Origin of the sequence: Planctopirus limnophila DSM 3776 (assembly GCF_000092105.1) — a bacterium.
GTDB lineage: Bacteria > Planctomycetota > Planctomycetia > Planctomycetales > Planctomycetaceae > Planctopirus > Planctopirus limnophila.
The window spans coordinates 834,611-854,423 of sequence record NC_014148.1; the positions used below are offsets into that span (position 1 = coordinate 834,611).

Annotated in this window: 16 protein-coding genes; 12 read left to right on the forward strand and 4 right to left on the reverse strand. The window is 53.6% G+C overall.

Going from position 1 to position 19,813, the window contains the following annotated elements; translation table 11 throughout:
• The first annotated feature begins 504 nt into the window (after positions 1 to 504).
• The 3 genes from PLIM_RS03430 to PLIM_RS03445 all read left to right on the forward strand — a co-directional run bounded on the left by PLIM_RS03430 (position 505) and on the right by PLIM_RS03445 (position 3,961).
• On the forward strand, positions 505 to 1,371 hold the full coding sequence (locus PLIM_RS03430; RefSeq protein WP_013108921.1) for a DUF3299 domain-containing protein: 867 nt from the start codon (positions 505 to 507) through the stop codon (positions 1,369 to 1,371).
• Positions 1,372 to 1,599: 228 nt separating this feature from the next.
• On the forward strand, positions 1,600 to 2,607 hold the full coding sequence (locus PLIM_RS22325; RefSeq protein WP_013108922.1) for a hypothetical protein: 1,008 nt from the start codon (positions 1,600 to 1,602) through the stop codon (positions 2,605 to 2,607).
• A 91-nt stretch (positions 2,608 to 2,698) separates the two neighbouring features.
• Entirely contained in the window at positions 2,699 to 3,961 is a 1,263-nt protein-coding gene (locus PLIM_RS03445; protein WP_148226959.1) for a hypothetical protein, read from the forward strand.
• Positions 3,962 to 4,088: 127 nt separating this feature from the next.
• On the opposite strand, the gene PLIM_RS03450 is transcribed toward PLIM_RS03445, so the two are convergent.
• Entirely contained in the window at positions 4,089 to 4,679 is a 591-nt protein-coding gene (locus tag PLIM_RS03450) for an HD domain-containing protein (protein WP_013108924.1), read from the reverse strand.
• 400 nt (positions 4,680 to 5,079) lie between these two features.
• On the opposite strand from PLIM_RS03450, the gene gap reads away from it, so the two are divergent.
• The 4 genes from gap to accD all read left to right on the forward strand — a co-directional run bounded on the left by gap (position 5,080) and on the right by accD (position 8,979).
• Positions 5,080 to 6,102 carry a type I glyceraldehyde-3-phosphate dehydrogenase gene (gene gap / locus PLIM_RS03455; RefSeq protein ID WP_013108925.1) on the forward strand — a complete coding sequence of 341 codons (1,023 nt, stop codon included), beginning with the start codon at positions 5,080 to 5,082 and terminating at the stop codon, positions 6,100 to 6,102.
• 228 nt (positions 6,103 to 6,330) lie between these two features.
• Positions 6,331 to 7,035 carry a ribulose-phosphate 3-epimerase gene (rpe, locus tag PLIM_RS03460; RefSeq protein WP_013108926.1) on the forward strand — a complete coding sequence of 235 codons (705 nt, stop codon included), beginning with the start codon at positions 6,331 to 6,333 and terminating at the stop codon, positions 7,033 to 7,035.
• A 5-nt stretch (positions 7,036 to 7,040) separates the two neighbouring features.
• Complete coding sequence (locus PLIM_RS22330; RefSeq protein WP_013108927.1) at positions 7,041 to 7,841, forward strand: histidine phosphatase family protein; 801 nt, start codon at positions 7,041 to 7,043, stop codon at positions 7,839 to 7,841.
• A 280-nt stretch (positions 7,842 to 8,121) separates the two neighbouring features.
• On the forward strand, positions 8,122 to 8,979 hold the full coding sequence (accD, locus tag PLIM_RS03475) for an acetyl-CoA carboxylase, carboxyltransferase subunit beta (RefSeq protein ID WP_013108928.1): 858 nt from the start codon (positions 8,122 to 8,124) through the stop codon (positions 8,977 to 8,979).
• A gap of 84 nt (positions 8,980 to 9,063) precedes the next feature.
• On the opposite strand, the gene PLIM_RS03480 is transcribed toward accD, so the two are convergent.
• Positions 9,064 to 10,671: a sulfatase gene (locus PLIM_RS03480; RefSeq protein WP_013108929.1), complete on the reverse strand. Its 1,608-nt coding sequence runs from the start codon at positions 10,669 to 10,671 to the stop codon at positions 9,064 to 9,066.
• Between the two features lie 146 nt (positions 10,672 to 10,817).
• Between PLIM_RS03480 and PLIM_RS03485 the strand changes: the two genes are divergently transcribed.
• Positions 10,818 to 11,042, forward strand: a complete 225-nt coding sequence (locus tag PLIM_RS03485; RefSeq protein WP_013108930.1) for a hypothetical protein — start codon at positions 10,818 to 10,820, stop codon at positions 11,040 to 11,042.
• 190 nt (positions 11,043 to 11,232) lie between these two features.
• On the opposite strand, the gene PLIM_RS03490 is transcribed toward PLIM_RS03485, so the two are convergent.
• Positions 11,233 to 12,528, reverse strand: a complete 1,296-nt coding sequence (locus PLIM_RS03490; RefSeq protein ID WP_013108931.1) for a putative sugar nucleotidyl transferase — start codon at positions 12,526 to 12,528, stop codon at positions 11,233 to 11,235.
• A 324-nt stretch (positions 12,529 to 12,852) separates the two neighbouring features.
• Between PLIM_RS03490 and PLIM_RS22335 the strand changes: the two genes are divergently transcribed.
• On the forward strand, positions 12,853 to 13,986 hold the full coding sequence (locus tag PLIM_RS22335; protein WP_013108932.1) for a nuclear transport factor 2 family protein: 1,134 nt from the start codon (positions 12,853 to 12,855) through the stop codon (positions 13,984 to 13,986).
• 137 nt (positions 13,987 to 14,123) lie between these two features.
• Positions 14,124 to 16,178: a hypothetical protein gene (locus PLIM_RS03500; protein WP_013108933.1), complete on the forward strand. Its 2,055-nt coding sequence runs from the start codon at positions 14,124 to 14,126 to the stop codon at positions 16,176 to 16,178.
• Between the two features lie 39 nt (positions 16,179 to 16,217).
• Here the strand turns inward: PLIM_RS03500 and PLIM_RS03505 are convergent, their stop codons facing one another.
• Positions 16,218 to 18,137 (reverse strand): tetratricopeptide repeat protein, encoded by a 1,920-nt coding sequence (locus tag PLIM_RS03505; RefSeq protein ID WP_013108934.1) that lies wholly within the window; start codon positions 18,135 to 18,137, stop codon positions 16,218 to 16,220.
• Between the two features lie 287 nt (positions 18,138 to 18,424).
• On the opposite strand from PLIM_RS03505, the gene PLIM_RS22345 reads away from it, so the two are divergent.
• A complete protein-coding gene (locus tag PLIM_RS22345; RefSeq protein WP_013108935.1) occupies positions 18,425 to 19,096 on the forward strand; it encodes a class I SAM-dependent methyltransferase in 672 nt (223 codons plus the stop codon).
• A complete protein-coding gene (locus PLIM_RS22350) occupies positions 19,086 to 19,787 on the forward strand; it encodes a class I SAM-dependent methyltransferase (RefSeq protein WP_013108936.1) in 702 nt (233 codons plus the stop codon). The genes PLIM_RS22345 and PLIM_RS22350 overlap by 11 nt, the downstream gene beginning before the upstream one ends.
• The last annotated feature ends 26 nt before the right edge of the window (positions 19,788 to 19,813 follow it).

Sequence of the window (19,813 nt, forward strand, 5' to 3'; positions counted from 1 at the left end):
ACTTCGGGGGCGAAGCATCATGGAATTTTTGTGAGCCGTCACCATTTAACAGGGTCTCTTTTGTTCATGTGAATCTGCCTACCCGGAAGCATCCGCTCACTCTTACGATGAAAGCGTCGAATTGACATTAACTGTTGATATGTGAACAGGTTGCGGTGTTTCTCAAGCAGTTGAGCCTCCCCTGAGAGGTTTTGTTGAGAAAAAAACGCTGCAACCGTTTGGAGATGGCCTGTCGCATCGATCTCAGGGGTTAAATCCAACATTGCGAATGATGGAGACGTAAGATGGCGCGGGTGGAAGGTGTGAACTCTTCGCGAGGAATCTCCAGAAACCGCTTGAACCCCGGAGAGGACTCTACAGAATAGATGATAACGGGAATGGATTCTGGGCGCGATAGGTTGTTCCCCGACGACCTAACGATTGGATGCAATGCTAAGTGAATGCGAAGTCAAGGATGGCTACTGGCGAAGATTGGTATTTCTGGTTTGATCCTGGAATTCCCAGATGAATATGAGTGCCGTGAACTCTGCAGTGATTGACCCAGGCTCCGACACCGTCGAAGTGGCTGGCCAAATTTCCCCATTGGATCGCCCCGGAGAGGTGGATTGCCCCGGAGAAGCGCTGCCTGTTGAAAGGTTGGACGAGAAAAGGGTTGCGACAACTCGTGTGAGTTCATTGGGCCTCGAATTGCCTCAAGGTGGCTATTCAGAAGAAGAGTTTTCTTACCGCCCCGTTCCAGTGCTCGTTTCGATCTCCGCAGGCCTGGTGATTCTGGGTCTTTCGTCGTTTTTGACAGAATGGATGCTGGTTTTGCCCTTGCTGGGGATGTTTGCAGCCCTGATGGCGCTACGGAAGATTCGCAACTCCGAAGGAGCCTATTCTGGTGCCGGAGCCTGCAAAGCGATGATGGTCTGTGCGTCGCTGATCATCGCGGGGGCTGGCTCGCTGCATGCGATGGCCTACATTACGGAAGTCCCCGAAGGGTATCAGCGGGTGAGCTTTGCTTCGGATATCAGCGCTCACGGCATGAAGGTGGTTGAAGGGAAGGTGGAGCTTCCCGATGCTGTTCAGAAACTGCAGAACCAACCGATCTTCATCAAAGGCTACATGTACCCTTCCAAGCAGACGGCTGGGATTACCAAGTTTTTACTCTGCAAAGACAGTGGGGATTGCTGTTTTGGTGGAGCACCCAAGCCAACGGATATGATTCTCATCAGTGTTCCCAAAGAGAAAGCTGTGGATTTTTCTCCCGGACTCAAAGCGGTGGCTGGAACATTTACATTGGCAAATGGAGCCGAAGCTGACGGGCAGTCACCGGTTTATCAGTTGAATGCCGATCAGTTTTACAGTCCTGCCCGTACGGCTTATTGATGGATCCGGGCTGATTTTCTCGGAACTCTGATCAGCCTCCGCCGAGGGAAGTGACCATTAATTGGAAGATCCAGTCGCTTGAAATCAGGCGTATCTGCATCTTGATTGCAACTGCCGGTGGTTTCATCTGGCGAATTTGCAAGCTCACACAGTCAATCGTGCTGTTCTCAAAATGCAAAAAACCGTACTCTCTATTGGTGTTCCTGCGGTTTATGGGAGAGCAGTGCGATGTGGTCACAGCCAGGTTTTGCAGCCCGATCCAAGCCCCAATCTCTTCAACGGGGGTTCGAGGATCGCTTGCGATGGCTCCCCATGCTGCTCGTGCTGACGACGGCCTCAGGATGTTTTCAGAGTGATTACAGCGATTACAAGACATTCGGTGATGCAGATCTGGTGAAAACCGCACCAGAGGCGAGCGGACAAAGTGAAGACCAGGCAGAATCTCAGGTCGCAACGTCCAGCAAAGAACCGTCTCAGACCGAACGAGCCTCTGTCGGCGCTGATAAGCCACAAGCTGCTGATCCTCAGGCAACGACTGCCATCGTGGCTGATGCAGGGGCCGCTGAAAACCTTGCCAGCGCCGATGGAAAGATGACACCCGTCCGGCCAGAAACCAAAGCGAGCAGCCTGCGCAGCGATCTGATTTTGGCTCCCGAAGCAGGGTTTGAATCCAGGACCGCATCGGCACCTGCTTCGGCTCTCAAAGCAGCTAACAGTTCCAATGTTGATCAGCGAGGTTCTGAGGTGTTGCCGGCTGATCAGGCCGGCAACAGTTCCGAAACCCCCGTTTTGCGGGAAGTGAAGCTGCTGATTCCGGAAAAGCAGTTCAGTGCTGAAGGGAAAGATCAGGCACTGCGGGTCTCCTACGACGATCTGGATCTGCTCAAGGTTCTGAATATGGAACCTGTGACCGATCAATGTGTGGAACTGATGCCCGATTGGCTTAAACAACTCAATGGGCAAAAGGTGCGTATTCGGGGCTTTATGTATCCCACGTTCGAGGCGACAGGGATTACTGAGTTTGTGCTGGCTCGTGACAATCAGATTTGCTGTTTTGGTCGAAATCCCAAAGTTTACGACCTGATTGGTGTGAAGATGGCAGCGGGAAAAACCACGCACTACATTCCCAATCGACCATTCGATGTGACCGGAACCTTTGTGATTGAAAAGGCCTCGGCTGAAGGCGAGATTTTTGGGCTGTACTGGATTCGTGACGCTGTCATTAACGAGCGCTGAACCGTCCCATAAGCCATTGAAATTCATAAGTGAAGTGGATTGATCATCATCCCTGAAGATCGATCAGAGAAATACCAGAATGCAGAATCCTATGACGATGTTTTCTTCGCCAGTCGTAAGCCGATCATCACGGGGTCACCAGCCGGTTTGGCAGCGATGGATCAGTTGGCTCTGTCTCATATTGGCCCTGGGGCTGATGGTGTCACCTGTGCGGGCGTGCCCATTTTGTTCGGCACCCAGCAAAACACTTTCCGAGCAGGTGAGTGATGCTTCGGCTTTGTTGGAAGTGACTTGGGAATCTGCCAAAGATGCTCAGCAGACCGATGTCGGTTCAACGACCTTTCGCATTCTCAAGGTCATCAAGCAGGCCAAAGATGAGTTCTCAGTCAACGATCTGATTACGCTTCCCAGGTATCGCCCCGGTGAAAAGACGGATCGCTATCTGTTATTTGGAAATGCAGCCGGAGCTGAACTCGACTGGCAACCTCCGGTGGCAGCCAGTCAGTCACTGGTGGAGTACCTGCAGAATGCGCCGAAGCCGAATCTGCCGTATCGCGAGCGACTGCCTTATTTCATGGGCTATCTGGAAAACAGCGAAACACCCATTTCTGATGACGCCTACGGTGAATTTGCCAATGCACCGTACGAAGAGATCACTCCACTTTCTTCAAAAATGCCCCGCGAGAAGTTGCGAGAATGGCTCGTCGATCCCAAAGTTTCTCCCAGCCGCTTGGGCTTGTATGGCCTGATGATGGGGCTTTCTGGGAATGACGAAGACCGGCAACTGATGGAGAAAAAAATCCTCGAACCCAATACCGATTTCCGCCTGGGAATCGATGGGGTGATGGGGGGCTATCTGCTTCTCGCAAAAGAGCCGGGTCTGGAGGTTCTTGAGCGGACGAAACTCGCCGATAAGCAGGCACCCTTCAGCGAAACTTATGCCGCCATGCAGGCTTTGCGATTCATGTGGCAATACGGTAACGAGACCATCAGCCCCAAACGTCTGCGGAAGTCGATGGAATTGCTCCTGACCCGGCCTGAGCTGGCTGATCTGGTGATTGCTGATCTTGCCCGCTGGAAGGATTGGGAAGTGGTTCCGCTGCTGATTGCCAAGTTTGAAGATCCTGAGTTTGGCATCCCTTCCATCCGCCGGGCGATTGTTCGCTTTATGATTTACTGTGCGAAAGATGCTCAGGAAGTGAAAAATCAGCCAGCGTCGGAATCGAAGCTGACACCTGAAGAGCTGGCACAGGTTCAAGCTCTTGGCCAGCAGGCCGAAGAGTGGCTCAAGAAGCTCGAAGAAACCGATCCCGGCTTGATTCGAGATGCCCGCCGATTTCTGCTGATCAAGTAAAACTCATGAGGCAGTGGCTCTGCACGTCCCAGAAATCAATGGCATGTTGTGGGTCGTCGAGCATGCTTGCTCAGAGCCGCAAGCATGGCACATCTGGCGCTGTCTAAGTCAAATCTTGAAGTCCTGATCAGCAAGCCTGGGGCTTGAGACAGCGTTCGATGGCAGGGAGGTATTCGGCTAAGGGAGCAACTTGCAGTTCGGGCACCTTGGCTGCTTCGTCGCAACGGCGTAGAAGTGTGGCTTCTTTGAAAAAAGGATGTTTTTCAAACTCAGCCACTTCGTCGGCAGACATCGGGCCACCTTGCAAGGCAAGGCTTTGCACCGATGGAGCACTTAACTGTGCAAAGTAACCGGGTTCTGCTGCAGCCAGGTATCTTTTCGCCTGGACATGCAGGCAGGCGGGTTGAGTAACCGCTTCAATGAAGCGGGGTTCCATCCACTGAAAAGCCAACGTTTCATGCATATCGTCGACACCATGATCTGGTGCATCTTCGGGAAGATCGTGCAGGAGATGGCCGACATCGTGCAGCAAAGCCGCAACGACCACAGACTCGGGAGCATTGAAGCTTCTGGCGAAGTGAGCAGCTTGCAGGGCATGCTCACGCTGAGTAACGGCCTCTTTGCCATAATTGGAATCGCCATGCTGAGCAAAGAGATTCACGATGGATTCCATCACCTGTTGAGGCGATTCGCTGCCGCATGTTCCCGTGGTCGCCATGATGATCACTCCGTATTCATTCCAAGGACAATCAACGATCCATGAAGGCAGTGGCCACACCAATGGCTGATAACACGGCAGGATCGAACTTCTTTACACGATTACCCTGACAATATCGCGTGGAATGTTATCGACTTTCAATGCCATAATGTTTCCTTATGAGAAAATTCATCGAGTCGGTGAACTTGAACTTGCGCGGCCTGTTGAGGCTGTGTGGAATTGACGTCGAGATGGTGAGAAGCAGTTATCGCATTGGTGATGGTGGATGCGTTGTGTCAGCACCTTGTTGACGGCATTGCGCAGCCGTATACTCTTCGACGCATAAGAAAGATCGTCTGCGAACTGTCCGACTTCGTTGTTGAGACATGTCCAGACTGTACTTCAGTTGAGGAGTGTGCTTGTGGCCCCGGTGAAGGTTGGCATCAACGGTTTTGGACGTATTGGGCGTGTCGCATTTCGTGCAATGGCAGCCCGCCCGGAAGAATTTGAAATTGTCGCCGTCAACGACCTGGGTAAGCCTGATTCTCTCGCTATGCTCCTGAAGTACGACAGCGTTCATGGCCGATTCCCTGGAACTGTGGAAGTCGATGGCGACTCAATCGTCGTCAACGGCAAGAAGGTCAAAGTGGTCGCTGAACGCGATCCCCGCCAGCTTCCCTGGAAGGCAATGGGCGTCGAGATCGCTCTCGAGTCGACTGGTTTCTTCACTGCTCGTGCGAAGGATGGAAAGCCTGGTTACGACAGCCATCTGGAAGCTGGTGCCCGCAAGGTCATTCTTTCTGCACCTGCCAAGGATACACCTGACCTGACCGTCGTGGTGGGCGTCAACGACAATCAGCTCACTCCCGAGCACAAGTGCATCTCGAATGCCAGTTGCACCACCAACTGCCTGGCTCCCGTGGCGAAGGTGCTGCACGAAAACTTTGGCATCGTCAAGGGTTTGATGACCACTTGCCACGCCTACACCAACGACCAGCGTCTCGCTGACCAGTTGCACGATAACATTCATCGCTCACGAGCTGCCGCCGTGAATATTATCCCCACATCGACCGGTGCCGCTAAGGCCGTCGGTGAAGTTCTGCCAGAACTCAATGGCAAGCTGACCGGGATTTCGCTGCGAGTCCCTGTGCCTTGCGGCAGCATTACCGACCTGGTCGCCGAACTTGGCAAGGACGTGACTGTTGATGAAGTGAATGCTGCTGTGAAAGCTGCTGCCGAAGGCCCGCTGAAGGGAATTCTGCAGTACAACACCGATCCCATCGTTTCGAGCGATGTGATTGGTAATGCTCACAGCTCGATTTTCGACGCTCCCTGGACCATGGTTCTCCAGAAGCGGATGATCAAGATTCTGAGCTGGTACGACAACGAGTTTGGCTATTCCAACCGGACAGCCGACCTCATTGCCAAGGTTGCCAAGCTCTAATTGGATGATGATGACCACCAGGGCGGATGGCTCTGGTGGTCATTTTTTACTCTTCACTGGTCGATGAGCGCGAGTTCAATGATCAGAATCTCTGGCTGAGGATATGTCCTCGGCCCTGTCGGTCTGACGGTTTCTTTGGAATCCGTGGATGATTTAGCCAGTCTGCATCGAAAAAATGATGCAGGTCTGGTTTCCGACAGCCAATGATGGTTTGTCCTCAGGTACTGTATGGTTCCGAATCCTTCTCGACTTGATGCGGCATTGGGTAGCCAGATCCCTGTGATCGCTCCGTCAATGCTCAAAGTCGATTTTGCAGATCTCGCGACAGAAGTCAGTCGGTTGGAAGAGGCCCATGCACATCTGCTGCACTGGGATGTGATGGACGGGAACTTTGTTCCCAATCTGTCGTATGGAGCCATGCTGATTGCCAGTGTCCGCAAGAGAACGTCCTTGTTCTTTGACGCACACCTGATGATTGCTCATCCGGAAAAGTATGTGGATGAGTACTTAGCCGCCGGATGTGACGCCATCACAGTTCATATTGAAGCGGCACCAGAGCCTGCCGAGATTCTCCAGAGAATTCGTGCAGGGGGTGCGCATGCTGGTCTGGCGATTAACCCGCATACACCACTTTCGCACCTCGAGCCATGGCTTGATCAATGCGATCTGGTTCTGGTGATGAGTGTGCAGCCCGGGTTTGGCGGTCAGAAATTTATGCCCGAGGTGCTTGATAAAGTTCGCGCTTTGCGAAGCCGGCTCGCACCACATGTCCGGCTTTCGATTGATGGCGGGATAGGAACGACGACGATTGCTGCAGCATCAGCTGCGGGGGCACGCCTGTTTGTTGCAGGAAGTGCAATTTTTGATGTCAGCGATTATGCCATTGCCATGAGGCAACTGGAGCAGTTGGCATCTTCTTCTTTGGAGTGTTGAGGCATATGTCTCGCTGTTCACACGTTGTTCTGGTGCAACCAGGGGCAACGGAATTGTGTTCACAAATGCGTGTTGTTGGTGGGCTCGATGTTTCGCTTTCTCCCCGAGGGATTGAGCAAGTCGCTGCGACGGGAACTTTTCTTCACGAACTGGTCACCAAAGATCTGGCTGTCGGGGCGATTTACTCGTCAGACTCCGGGCCCGCTTTCGAAGCTGCCCAGATCCTGGCCACTCAATTGGGTTTTCCAATTGTTGCTACACCTTTGCTGGCCAATCAGTCGCTGGGATTGTGGGAAGGCCTGCAGAGGTCAGAAATCGAGCGGAAGTATGGACGCCGATTCTGTTCGAAAGGTGCCTTTCTGGATGTGGAATCGCCTCCCGAAGGAGAAGCTGGCGATGATGTGCGCCAGCGTGTCGCCACGATCTTGAAAAAGGCCACCAGACGGTATCTGGGATTGATCATTATGGCCGATGATCCGCTGATTCGCTATGTGCGGGAGTTTCTGTCGCCAGCCGAAACGATGATTCTGGAAGCTCCTGAGAAGGGAAATTCATCGTCTCAGACTGCTCCCGAATTGCAGAAATCTACCAGTTCCCTGGGCGAATCTGGCCATGAGCTGTCGACAGTTAAAGTGGCAGAAGTTGATCATTGCCACTGCGAATTATTAACAATCTGCAACACGATCCCGGCACCACGGATGGCCAGTCGCTGGTCAATTTTCAGTGGCTGGATGGGGCAGTCATCTGTTGCCAATTCCAACTCAGTGACAGCAGTGACAGCAGTGACAGAATCGCAGACCATTTAAGTGCGTGGATATCAGGCTGAGGCATTTCCAGCATTGCCGTGAAAAAAATTGATCCCGGTTTGTTCACGACCTGTCGTGTACTCTCGGCAAAATTTCCCGTTTTCGTTATACTGCCACGCATGAAAGTCTGTGGCCAAAGGACATTTCCGCCGACAGTCAACGTACGAAAACCGTGTTCCTGTGAGATCATCGGAACAAGCGATACCCTGGACATCGAAATTCAACAGTCAGTATCCTGAGCAGATTAATTTGTCAGGGCTTACTGGGGTAAGGATCATCAATGAGCACCGGCGCACCCTTGGACGCAATCACTTCCAATGGCCAGATGCGACCTAAGCGGGGCGTCCCTGACGGTCTGTGGATTCAATGTGAATCGTGTAAGGCGACCGTCTTTCGCAAGCAGGTGGAGAAGAATTTCCACCTTTGCCCCGAATGCGACCACCATTTTTATGTTCCGACGGCTGAACGCATTGCCCAACTGCTGGATGAAGACAGTTTTGAAGAGTGGTTCAGTGAGTTGGCCCCCAAGGATGTTCTGGGCTTTGTCGATTCACGGCCCTATCACGAGCGACTGAAGGCCGAGCAGAAGAAAACGGGCATGCGCGATGCCTGTACGGTGGGCCGAGGTTATATGCGTGGCCGACCATTGGTCTTTGCCACGACAGATTCTGCTTTCATCATGGGGTCGATGGGATCAGTGGTCGGCGAAAAGCTGACGCGTGCGGTCGAGAAGGCCACCGAATTAAAACTGCCACTGGTGATTGTTTCCGGCTCTGGTGGCGGCGCCCGTATGCATGAAGGGATTGTCTCTTTGATGCAAATGGGTAAAGTCTCTGCGGCACTCGCTCGCTATCACGAAGCGGGTGGATTGTTTATCTCCGTGCTGACGAACCCGACGATGGGTGGTGTGGCTGCCAGTTTTGCTTCGCTCGGTGATATTACCATTGCTGAGCCCAAGGCCCTGATTGGTTTTGCCGGCCCGCGTGTGGTCAAAGCAACCTGCAAAATTGAACTTCCTGATGATTTTCAGACCAGCGAGTTCCTGCTGAAGCATGGCTTTGTCGATCGCATTGTCTCCCGGCCGCAATTGAAGCAGGAACTGGTGCGGATCATCGACTACTGTTCCAAGTCGTGGTGATCGGTCTATATGCAGAGCACATGCTCTCTGTTCTCTGTAAACTTTGAGATCTGCCAAACACCTCTTAAACGAGGCGGAGCAGGACTAATCTCGCAGAGGTGCCAGAACGGGAGGCCAGTCCTTGTCAGAGACTTCGGGAGTGACGCCACCCGGAGGAAGTGACTTGCCAACCGCCTCTTTCAAGAGAGCCGAAAGCTCGGTGATTTTGGCGGCGTATTCAGGTTTTTCGGCCAGGTTATTCAACTCTTTGGGGTCCGCCAAGTGATCGTACAACTCACGACCCCGCTGGCCATCATCCCATTCCGTGTAGCGGTACTTGTCGGTTCTCAGGCTGTAGCCAAAAAACCGATTGCTGGTGGGCTGTGGTTGAGGAACTGACGCAGCGGTTCCCTTTTTGGCTGCGGCTCCCGCACGATTGGGATTTCCTTGATTCCGCATGACCTGAGTCAACGCCCAGCCGCGACCTTTGGCCTGCGGATCAGTCAGCAACGAAACCAGCGATTGGCCTTGCAGACTGGCGGGAGTGGGAATGTTCGCCAGCTTTGCCAAAGTTGGATAAAGATCCACTTGAGAAACGGGTTCTGTAACCACCTGGCCAGCCTTGGAGATTCCGGGAGCAGAAATCAGCAGTGGGACTCGGGCACTTTCTTCGAACAGACTTTGCTTCTGCCAGAGACCATGCTCCCCGAGGTGATAGCCATGATCACTGGTGAAAACGACAATCGTGTTGTCGGCGAGGCCATTCTCTTTCAGCGAGGCCAGGACTCGCCCCACCTGGGCATCCATGAAGCTGATGCTGGCAAAATAGGCTTGCAGGATTTCCTGCCGCATGGGATCGGTAAGTTGATCCTGCTCTTTCTTGGCACTGGCCAGTGCCGGCTTCGGGATATCGAGTTGATCTTCCTGGATGCCGGGGATCAAAGGCATTTGAGGTCGATCATACCAACCGAAATAAGGTTCGGCAGGAGCCACGAATGGTGTGTGTGGGCGATAGAAGCCAACTGCCAGAAAGAACGGCTGCTGCGGATGCTGAGCAAAACGTTTGAGTAAAAGTTCGGCTTCGGTGGCGACCTTGCCATCGGTATGTTCGAGATCCTTGCCGGGGGATGCATACCAACTCAGTGTGCCACCAAATTGCCGGGGTGTGAGAGTGTGAATCTTGTCTTCTTCCTGCAGGTGATCGATCCCTGCGGGATTGATTTTCAGTTCCCACGAAGCCGGGTCGTCATGACCATCCGTCCCGATCGATGTCGGAACGTTGTAGTGATAAAGTTTGCCAATTCGAGCGGAGAAATACCCAGCCTTGCGAAACTGTTCGGGGAGACTGGAGTGCTGAGGGATCGATTGCCGGAAGATCTGCGAGTTCTGCAGAATACCGGTCGAGTTGGGGTACAGACCCGTCAGAATGGAATTGCGACTGGGGCCGCATAAAGGAAAGGTGCAGTAGGCTTTGTCGAAGCGAACTGATTGCTGAGCGAGTCGATCGATGTGAGGCGTTTTGACAAGAGGATGACCATAGCATCCCAGAGAGTTATTCAGATCATCAGCGATAATGAAAAGGATGTTCGGACGGGCTGTTTTCTGAGAACTGACGGCTGGTGATGGATCTTCGGCAAGAAGTGGGGAGACCGCGTGTATAATGAAAAAAGCGATTCCCAAAGAGACAGACAGGCCAGCAAAGCGGTGGATCATGGGGAACTCCTGCAATGAACTGCGGCATTGGTGTGAATTCTCAGTGGCATCAAGCACAGCTTGGCAGATATCCCGCGAAATCGCATAACGAATTTTGATCATCTGCCACGATTTTGCTGCGAACAAAGAGAAAGTGAGGTCATCCCATGCAGTGCAACATCGATCAGAAGGGACGCCGGGTCCGCATGATTGGCGGTATTGTTTGTACGATTGGCGGACTGGTCTGCCTGGGTGTGGCCATTGCCGGACTGGCGGTGATTGCGATGGTCTGTACCGGGATTGCCCTGCTGATTTCGGGGGCATTTCAAATTTATGAGGCCCGCAAAGGCTGGTGTGCCATTCGCGCGATGGGCTTCAAGACCCCGATTTAGGTTGGATGGGGACTTGTTGGTGCGTGCGAACACATTCTCATCATGACGAGTCGACAAATCCCAGAAATCAATAGAGCGTTGGGTTCAGTCAAGCATGCTTGCTCGAAGCCGCAAGCATGGCACACAAATTACTCTTAATCGACGAATCCGAGTCAGGTGTTCATTGCTCTCGATTCGATGGAATATCGCTCTATTGGTTCTGTCTGGAAGTTTCGATTGATCGAGACGACTGGCGTGCCAGGGCTTTCTGGCGTTCGGGTTTCGTGGCATGCCAGACAGATCGAAGCATTCTTTCCTGAGCGATCGAAAACTCTACGCCACGACGGCTCATGGCAATGGCTGCCGTTTCGAGCAGGGGTTCGATGCTGGATAGCTCTTCGATCTCTCCGTGCCAGAATCGGGTAAACGAGGGAATATGTTTGGGGAGGAGTTCGCCCGCCGGGAGAATCATACTCATCACGCCCACGGCACTTCCCGTATTGAACATGCTCCCCAGACCCGTTTTCACGTGGTCGGCAAGAAAGCAGCCCACCTTTTTCTCACCCGTTGCGATCGATGTGCCACCAATGGGGACGGAGACATTCGAGTAATCGTTTTTCAAGTCGCTATTGGTCGTAATGGCCCCCAGATTCACCCACGAGCCGACATAGCTGTGGCCCAGAAAGCCATCGTGGTACTTGTTCGAGAAGCCTTGGAAGACGGAATTCTCGATCTCTCCACCCACCCGGCACATGGGGCCAAAACTGGTACCCGCGCGGAGGTTCGTACGGAAAAGTTGAGTCCCCGGGCCAACATAACAGGGGCCTTCCATACGGGTAAACGCCTGAATGACGGCATCGCGGTCGATGTAAATGGGGCCACCCGTCGTATCGAAGACGACAAAAGGATCGACTTTGGCAGATTCATGAACCCACAGCGCTTGCGTTGGCCCCACGATTGTGAAGGTCTGGTTTGGATGAGCTTTCAGTTCACTTGAGGATGATTGTCGGAAGGCATGATCCTCACAGATCTGCTGCTCATTCTCATTGACCAGATTCCATGGTCTTCGCAGGATCTTTCCGGGTGAGACGACTCGCTTGCGAGATTGAGCCAGCCGGACGAGCGATTCGTCGAGGTGATGATCGAGTAGCAAGGTGGCTTCGAGTGGATCGCAAACTAGCCAGGCGATTTCTCCATCGACGATTCCCACAGATTCATCGCTGAATTCCGGGACTTCTGCGGGATTGCAGAGCCATTGACCATTCAGCAACAGTGTGTGACCACCAGCCAGCCAGCGGGCATCATTGACGTAAGCATCGGGATGGGATTCGCGATACGTTTCGAGAAGGTGCGGACGAATAATCGCCCCCCATTCATCCGGCTGCAAAACTTTCAGCCAGCGTTCACGTGTGGAAAAGTGGCCTGTCAGCAACTCGAACACGGGACGGACCCAGACGAGTGGCTCAAGAGCTGATGAAGCGGAGTTTTCAAAAATTGCCAGACGCATGACGGGATTCCCTTCGCTGTCGTGCTTCCTGCAGAATTTTCATTTTGTCGTTGTCAATTTAGGCAATTCGAATTTTCTGGTGAAGACGACTTTTGAATTCATACGTGTGGTTTTGGTGGAGGGGGAGCGATTTGGGTAAATTTGCTACGTTGACACAAACTTCACTCCCTTCTTTGAAACGGCTTGATAAGCTGACTGTGGTGCGTTAGTCGTCAATCGTGGATGAAAGTGCGTGGTGCGTGACGGCCACTTTCTCACGATGTCCAGGTTGGTTTTCCAATCGTCTGAGTGATCCCATCACCTTCCATCTTTAAGAGTTCCATCATGCTTGCTCCTCAAATATCGACTTTTAATGGGTCTCAGCCTGCAAGGTTACAGGTCAGTGATGGTCAGGCCGATTGCTGGATCACGATTGGAACATCGACAGGCGCCACACGCATGCTGCGGGTGAGTGCCGTCCTGCTGGTTATGGGTGTTCTGGGAACGCTGGGTGGAACAGTTTCTTCGGCATTCGCCCAGCAGAGTGCGGCACCAACGCCGACACCCATCTCAAGGGCGACTCCTGTGGCGGCACCGGTTGCTGCACCACCTGCGAGTGAAGAGCCACTGGCCATTGTCACCAGCTTTGCTGAGAAGTATGGCCAGGCCTTCAATGCTGCGAAGATCGATGACCTTATTGCCTTGTGGCGTGCGACGGGAACCTATGAGGACGAAACCGATGGGCTGATTGTGACTGGCCATGCAGCACTCAAAGAAGGGTTCGGCAACCTCTTCAAAGAAAACCCGGGCCTGCGGATTATTGCGAATGTGCAATCGGTGCGACCCGTCACCAAGGAAGTGCTGATGTTCGAAGGAATCGTCACGACCAGTGCTCCAGAGAGTGACGCCACGGTCTCAAGCTTTGAGGCTGTGCTCGTCAAGGAAGGGAATCAGTGGTTACTCGATTCGGTGAAAGAATCGGCTGCGGTCGAAGGAAAGGCCATGTTGCAGAACCTGGCCTGGCTGGTGGGTGAGTGGCGCGACGACAATCAGGATGTTTCCATTGAGACGACTGTGCGCTGGTCAAGTCAGCAGGCTTTTCTGATTCGGGCCTACAAGGTGCGAATTGATGACGAGATCAGCCATGAAGGGACACAAGTGATCGGCTGGGACGCGCAGCAGAAAACGATCCGTTCGTGGAATTTTGAATCGGATGGTGCTTTTGGTGAAGGCCTCTGGACCCTGGCCAGTGGGGAATGGACGATTCGCAATACAATGACACTGGCTGATGGAACACGCGGATCTTCGCGGCAGATCTTGAGGCCGGAATCGGCAGATGCCTACACGGTCGAATCCGTTGGTCGCGAATTGGGTGGTGTGCCACTTCCATCCACGGGAGAGATCCGCGTGATTCGCGTCAACAGCGAGTCGATGACTCAGGTGGAATCAGCTCCCAATGCGAATGTTCCAGGTCGGTGAGTTGCTTAGGGCGTACCTGTTCTGAGGCTGGAGCCATCTCAGATATTGAACGCCAACATTGGTATTGAGACCCAGAAGCATTGTTTTTCGAGACCACGACTCCACTCCATATGCCGGGCGACATCCAGGGAGCGATCATGTATCAGAAATTTTCATGGACTTTGGCGGTTTCGCTATCGCTGGCATCGCTCTCGCCCGTCTGGGCGATTGGTGGTCGAGGTGGCGGTGGCGGTGGCAATCGGCCAAATATCTCGCGACCTTCTGGCGGTGGTGGGGGGGGAGCAGCAGCAGCCCGGCCATCCATGCCCTCCAGACCTGCTGCACCGACGGCGAGGCCCAGTGCGCCAGCGGCCCGGCCCAGTGCACCAGCAGCGAGGCCTAACCTGCCGACCGCCAGACCGAATACGCCAGCGGCCCGTCCATCACTTCCGGCCAATCGGCCGAATTCGTTGCCATCGGGTGGGATCTCCAGACCTTCAGGAAACAATCGCCCCACGTTACCGACAACAAGGCCGACAGCGCCGACATTGCCCACGACGAGGCCTGGGGCAGGTGGTGGTGCAGCCCAGACACGCCCGACGCTGCCTCAAACCCGACCATCACTTCCGGAGAACCGTCCGGGCGTTGGGACCGGGATTGGCAATCGCCCCGAAGTTGGTGGCAACAGGCCTTCCATCAATCGCCCCGGGACATCAAATCCGGGAACCACACTTCCCGGCGGCATTGGAAACATTGGTGGAAATCGTCCCGGAGTAACTCGTCCTTCACTGCCTGAAGGGGGGATCAATCGCCCCGGTACGACGCGACCTGATATCACCAGACCTGAGATCACTCGTCCTGGAACAGGGCGTCCGGAGATCTCTCGCCCAGACATTTCTCGCCCAGACATTTCTCGACCGGGCATTTCTCGTCCAGAGATTGGGGGCGGGGCAGGCCGTCCGGGTGTGGGTGGGGTCACACGCCCGACGCCGGGGGATCTGGGTGATTTTCTGGGCATGCAACGGCCTATCCGACCAACGGAACCTCCCGTACGCCCATTACCAGATCGACCCGGGATTGGAGATCGGCCAGGTATTGGAGATCGACCCGGTATTGGAGATCGACCCGGTATTGGAGATCGGCCAGGTATTGGAGATCGACCCGGTATTGGCGATCGCCCTGGTATTGGAGATCGCCCTGGGATTGGAGATCGGCCCGGTATTGGAGATCGCCCAGGTATTGGAGATCGCCCCGGGATTGGAGAGCGACCCGGGATTGGAAACGGTCAACGGCCAGACTGGAGTCGACCTGAAGACAGGCCACGTCCGGGACGTCCAGGTGATATTAACATCAACAACCGCCCGAGCTGGGTGAACATCAATAACAATCAGATCAATGTGATCAGAAACAACTGGGGGAATGCGATCAGGCCCTTGCCAGGTCAGCCCGGCATGGGGAACTGGCTCAATGATCACCCTAACCGCCGAGATTATTGGAATAGTTGGGGCGGTAGTGTTCGTTCATCGTGGAGATACAACGGTTTTCACAGAAACTGGTATGGCCCCAACTGGTGGGTGAGTCATCCTCATGGCTGGGGTGGTTGGCATTTTCATCGCTGGAGTGTCTGGCAAAGCCCGAGTTTCTGGTGGCGAGTGCCTGTCTGGACGACCTTTGCCACATGGTTCACCTGGAGGCAGCCTCCTCCCGCCGTCGTGTGGTCACAGCCAGTCTTCTTTGATTATGGGACGGGTGGAAATGTGGTGATCAACTCGGATTCCGTGTTGATCAATGGTCAGGTGGTGGCGACACCGGCTGAGTTTGCAGAAAGTGCTGCAGTTCTGGCGACAGTCCCGGCACCGGCCAATGACGAAGAGGCGGCAGCGATGGAATGGATGCCACTGGGGACATTTGCCATTTCGACAGACCGCGATGACAAGAGCCCTTCACTCAGTATTCAACTGGCTGTGACACGCACGGGGATCATCGGTGGAACGCTCTTTAACGCAGAGACCGATGAAGCAACATCTGTGCAGGGTCAGGTTGATTCTGAGACGCAAAGAGTGGCCTTCCGCATTGGCACCACGGATGATCTGGTGATCGAAACCGGACTTTACAACCTCACTCAGAATGAAGTCCCCGTGTTGGCTCATTTTGGAGTTGAGACGACCGAAAACTGGCTCATGATTCGGCTCGATCCACCAGAAGATGAGTAATCGCTGGTGGTCGCGTGAGAATCGTAAACTTCACTCAGCTCAAGGGTTGGTGGTAGCGTGCTGGAGCTTCTGGAGAACTTCGCGACTCTCAGGCTTGTCTTTGAGAAGTGAGTTCAAAATGTCGATCGCCTCCTCGCGCCGGTCGGTGGCGAGGAGGATATCGGCGAGAAGCTCGCGGGTGGCGAAGTTCGGGCCGGGAATTGTTAATCCTTCCCTCAAGGCTGCCTCCGCCTTGGGGAGATCATTCAAACGGACATACGCTCTTCCGAGGTTGTACCAAGTATCGACATGATCTCGCTTGAGAGCTGCCGATTTCTGGAGAGCGACCACAGCCTCCTGAGGATTGACTTCGACGAGTGCATCGCCCAGATTCAGCAGATGCAGGCTGTTTTTGGGATCAAGTTCGTGGGCTTTGCGAAACATTACAGCCGCATCTTCGGGGATTTTCATTGCGAGAAGCACGAGTCCGAAGTCGGCATAAGATTCGGCACTCCGTGAATAGTTTCTGACGAGATAAGCCGCATGCGTAGCCGCTTTTTCGAGACGGTTGTCTGCCAGATAATTGCGAACGAGTGAAGATCGCGGCCTGGCAGCATCGGGATACTTTTGAATCGTATCCATAAAGGCGGCCTCTTCCGACGTGTAGACCGCGTTCCGTGAATAGGTCACACAGCCCAGGGCCACAGCAATCGGCAGGCAGACAAGTAAGCTGATCCCTGCTGGTGACTGTTGAGGCAGCTTCAGTTTGTCTGTGGCCAGTCGAGCGAGCTGATAGATCGCCAGGACAAACCCTGCGGCCAGGAAGGCGATTGGCAAATACATGCGATGCTCGAAATAGGCATCAGCAATCGGCACAATGCTGGATGTAGGAGCCAGCACGAGGAGCCATCCCCCGGCAAGAAAGCCAGTTCTGGGGAATCGAACCATTAAGAAAACAATCAGGCAGAGTCCGAGTGCAAATGGTAAAACTTCCGGCCAGGCTTCGGAAAGTGACATTCGCCAGGGCCAGCAGGGGTCTAACGCCTGACCATCGGGCCAAAACAGAAGTTTGAGGTATTGGAATATCACGCTGGGTTGAGTAATCAGATATTGCCAGGGGGTTCCCTTCTGGATGACTCCAATTCCGCCATCATCGTAGTTTTCGCGATGAGCCCACATGATTCCGAAGAGGAAAATCAGTGTGGACCAGATGCAGAGATGAAGTTTCCAGCGAGTTATTACGAGTTCGCGAACCGACTTTGAAAAGAAGACGCGGTCGAGCCAGAGAATCAGCAGAGGTGCTGTCGCCATCAGTTCCTTCGAGGCCATCCCCAGCAGCAGGCAGAGAATTGTTCCCAGAATCAAGATTTTCTTCCGGGAAGTGACGGCCAATACAAACCCCACCAGCGATGCCAGGTACCATAAAGAGGTGAGTGATTCGAGCCTCTGGTAGGTGTAGGTGACGCCTTGTGTCTGCAAGGGATGAAGAGCCCAGAGAGCGGCCGTGCAAAGAGCAATGCACCAGCTATCCGAAATCATGCGCGGATCGGAATGAGGACTTCGTTCAATCACGAGTCGAGTGAGAACATAGACGAGGAGCGTATTGATAAGATGAATGCACAGGTTGACGGCCTGATAGCTCCAGATCTGTTCTCCACTGAGTGCATAATTGAGGGCAAAGGTGAAAAAGACAACGGGGCGCGTTGACGACCAGAGGTATTCTGGAGGCCAGAGAGCGCGAACGGGCTTGTAGGAGAGAATAAAAAGCCGGCCATCAAAGACGAAATCTGCGGAGCCAATGTTGGCATAGGCCACTGCCACGGCTGTCAGAAGAAGGAAAACTGCCAGCCACCAAGAGTTGCAGAAACTCAATAGAGCGGGCTCAAGCGGTGCTTGATGAATGGGCTTTTGACTTCCAATCGCCAGTTCCTCGGCCGGTAGAACGGATGATCGGCTAGATGCTGATGGTCGCTGGGGCATCTCGGAAGATCTTTAGTGTGTCAGGAGGAAAAGCTCATGTGTTCTAACCTGTCGAGAGTCGGCCTGCACGGTTGGCCGATGTGACTCATGAGCGAATTGTTCAAAGTTTCATGTTTTATTCACACTGGTTTCGACGTTTGATTGAGACTGATCTGACCGAACAACGAGAGGATTTCTAATGAAGAACTCTGGTGGTGATGCGGGTCTCAGTGGATATGGCCTATGGTTGTGAAGCAATATGCTGAACTTCCGTGACGAATGACAAACCATCCCTGGTAAAGCCTGAAATGACTGACAGCCTCAAACAAATCGCTTCGCAAGATGTTGCAACTCAGGGGGTTCTGCCCGATGTGGAAGCACCGCCGGTAGTTGACCATCGACCGACGAACTACCGCGAACGGGTATTTTCGTTGTTTGAGGAATGCTGGCCCGTCCGCCAGGTTAAAGCCCTGGACTTTGGTGCCGGGGATGGATGGTTCGCCAGTCATCTGCTGCAAAGAGGGTTGTGTGCACAGGTGACGGCGATTGATGTGCAGATTCAGCCACAGCTTTTGCATCCTGTTACCGCCTATGATGGAGTGCGGATTCCTGCTGATGATCGTCAATTTGATCTCAGTTATGCCGTCGATGTGCTTCATCATTGTCCTGATCCGATGAAGTCATTAGAGGAACTGTCGCGGGTAACGCGAGAGTGGTTGGTTATCAAGGATCACACTTACACCACCAGTGCCGGTTACTGGACTCTCTGCCTGCTCGATGAGTTGGGTAACCGGCGTTTTGGCATTCCTTCCCGATATCGCTACATGAAGGGCTGGGAATGGTGGAGTCTCCTGGAAAGAGCAGGCTTTCAGGAAGAGCGCCGGATCTGGCCGGCACCTGTCCATGAAGGTTGGCTGGGAAGTTGTACGAATCATCTGCAGTTTGTCAGTGTCTGGAGAAGGAGCGACTGTGGATCCTGATCAAAGTGGTCGTCTCCATCCCTCGTGGTTCAATCATCAGCGGCATGTGCTCAAGGCACTCGCGCAGGCAGTGGTGAAAATTGTTGAGGAACATCACCAGCCATTGAAAAACGCCACAGTCCTCGACTTTGGTTGTGGTGATGCCCCTTATCGGACTTTGTTTCAAGCGAGTGGCATCGCGAAGTACCTGGCTGCGGATCTGGGTGATGGGGCCGAGATTCCGATTGAGTCTGGCAAACCATTGCCGATCGCAGATCAGTCGATCGATTTTGTCGTATCCTTTCAGGTCCTGGAGCACGTCTGGGATCTGGACTGGTATTTGAGTGAGGTCAGGCGAGTCCTTAAGCCTGATGGCAAGCTGATTTTATCGACGCATGGCACCTGGCTGTATCATCCACATCCGACAGACTTCCGGCGATGGACAGTCGATGGATTGCCGGAAGAACTTAGTACCCGGGGCCTGGTTGTGGACAAGATTGAAGGGCTGGTAGGCCCTTTAGCATGGACCACACAAGTGCGGTTACTGGGCTACCGGATGGTTTGTCAGAAAATTCCGCTGGTGGGAAATCTGCTGGCTTCTTTGATGGCTTTGTTGATGAATGTGCGCATGTGCCTGGAAGATGGGATCACTCCGCCGGCGCTGATCCAGAACCATGCCTGCGTCTATATCACCGTGAGTCATCCCCGTTGAGTGCCATTGTCTGTCGGAATTGGCGA

What these genes read in the sequence shown, in the direction of transcription:
- PLIM_RS22345 (WP_013108935.1), top strand. Translation starts at nt 18,425, where the DNA reads ATGACTGACAGCCTCAAACAAATCGCTTCGCAAGATGTTGCAACTCAG.
- PLIM_RS03450 (WP_013108924.1), bottom strand. Translation starts at nt 4,679, where the DNA reads ATGGCGACCACGGGAACATGCGGCAGCGAATCGCCTCAACAGGTGATG.
- PLIM_RS03480 (WP_013108929.1), bottom strand. Translation starts at nt 10,671, where the DNA reads ATGATCCACCGCTTTGCTGGCCTGTCTGTCTCTTTGGGAATCGCTTTT.
- PLIM_RS03490 (WP_013108931.1), bottom strand. Translation starts at nt 12,528, where the DNA reads ATGCGTCTGGCAATTTTTGAAAACTCCGCTTCATCAGCTCTTGAGCCA.
- PLIM_RS03500 (WP_013108933.1), top strand. Translation starts at nt 14,124, where the DNA reads ATGTATCAGAAATTTTCATGGACTTTGGCGGTTTCGCTATCGCTGGCA.
- accD (WP_013108928.1), top strand. Translation starts at nt 8,122, where the DNA reads ATGAGCACCGGCGCACCCTTGGACGCAATCACTTCCAATGGCCAGATG.
- PLIM_RS22325 (WP_013108922.1), top strand. Translation starts at nt 1,600, where the DNA reads ATGTGGTCACAGCCAGGTTTTGCAGCCCGATCCAAGCCCCAATCTCTT.
- PLIM_RS22335 (WP_013108932.1), top strand. Translation starts at nt 12,853, where the DNA reads ATGCTTGCTCCTCAAATATCGACTTTTAATGGGTCTCAGCCTGCAAGG.
- PLIM_RS22330 (WP_013108927.1), top strand. Translation starts at nt 7,041, where the DNA reads ATGTCTCGCTGTTCACACGTTGTTCTGGTGCAACCAGGGGCAACGGAA.
- PLIM_RS03505 (WP_013108934.1), bottom strand. Translation starts at nt 18,137, where the DNA reads ATGCCCCAGCGACCATCAGCATCTAGCCGATCATCCGTTCTACCGGCC.
- PLIM_RS03485 (WP_013108930.1), top strand. Translation starts at nt 10,818, where the DNA reads ATGCAGTGCAACATCGATCAGAAGGGACGCCGGGTCCGCATGATTGGC.
- rpe (WP_013108926.1), top strand. Translation starts at nt 6,331, where the DNA reads ATGGTTCCGAATCCTTCTCGACTTGATGCGGCATTGGGTAGCCAGATC.
- PLIM_RS03430 (WP_013108921.1), top strand. Translation starts at nt 505, where the DNA reads ATGAATATGAGTGCCGTGAACTCTGCAGTGATTGACCCAGGCTCCGAC.
- PLIM_RS03445 (WP_148226959.1), top strand. Translation starts at nt 2,699, where the DNA reads ATGACGATGTTTTCTTCGCCAGTCGTAAGCCGATCATCACGGGGTCAC.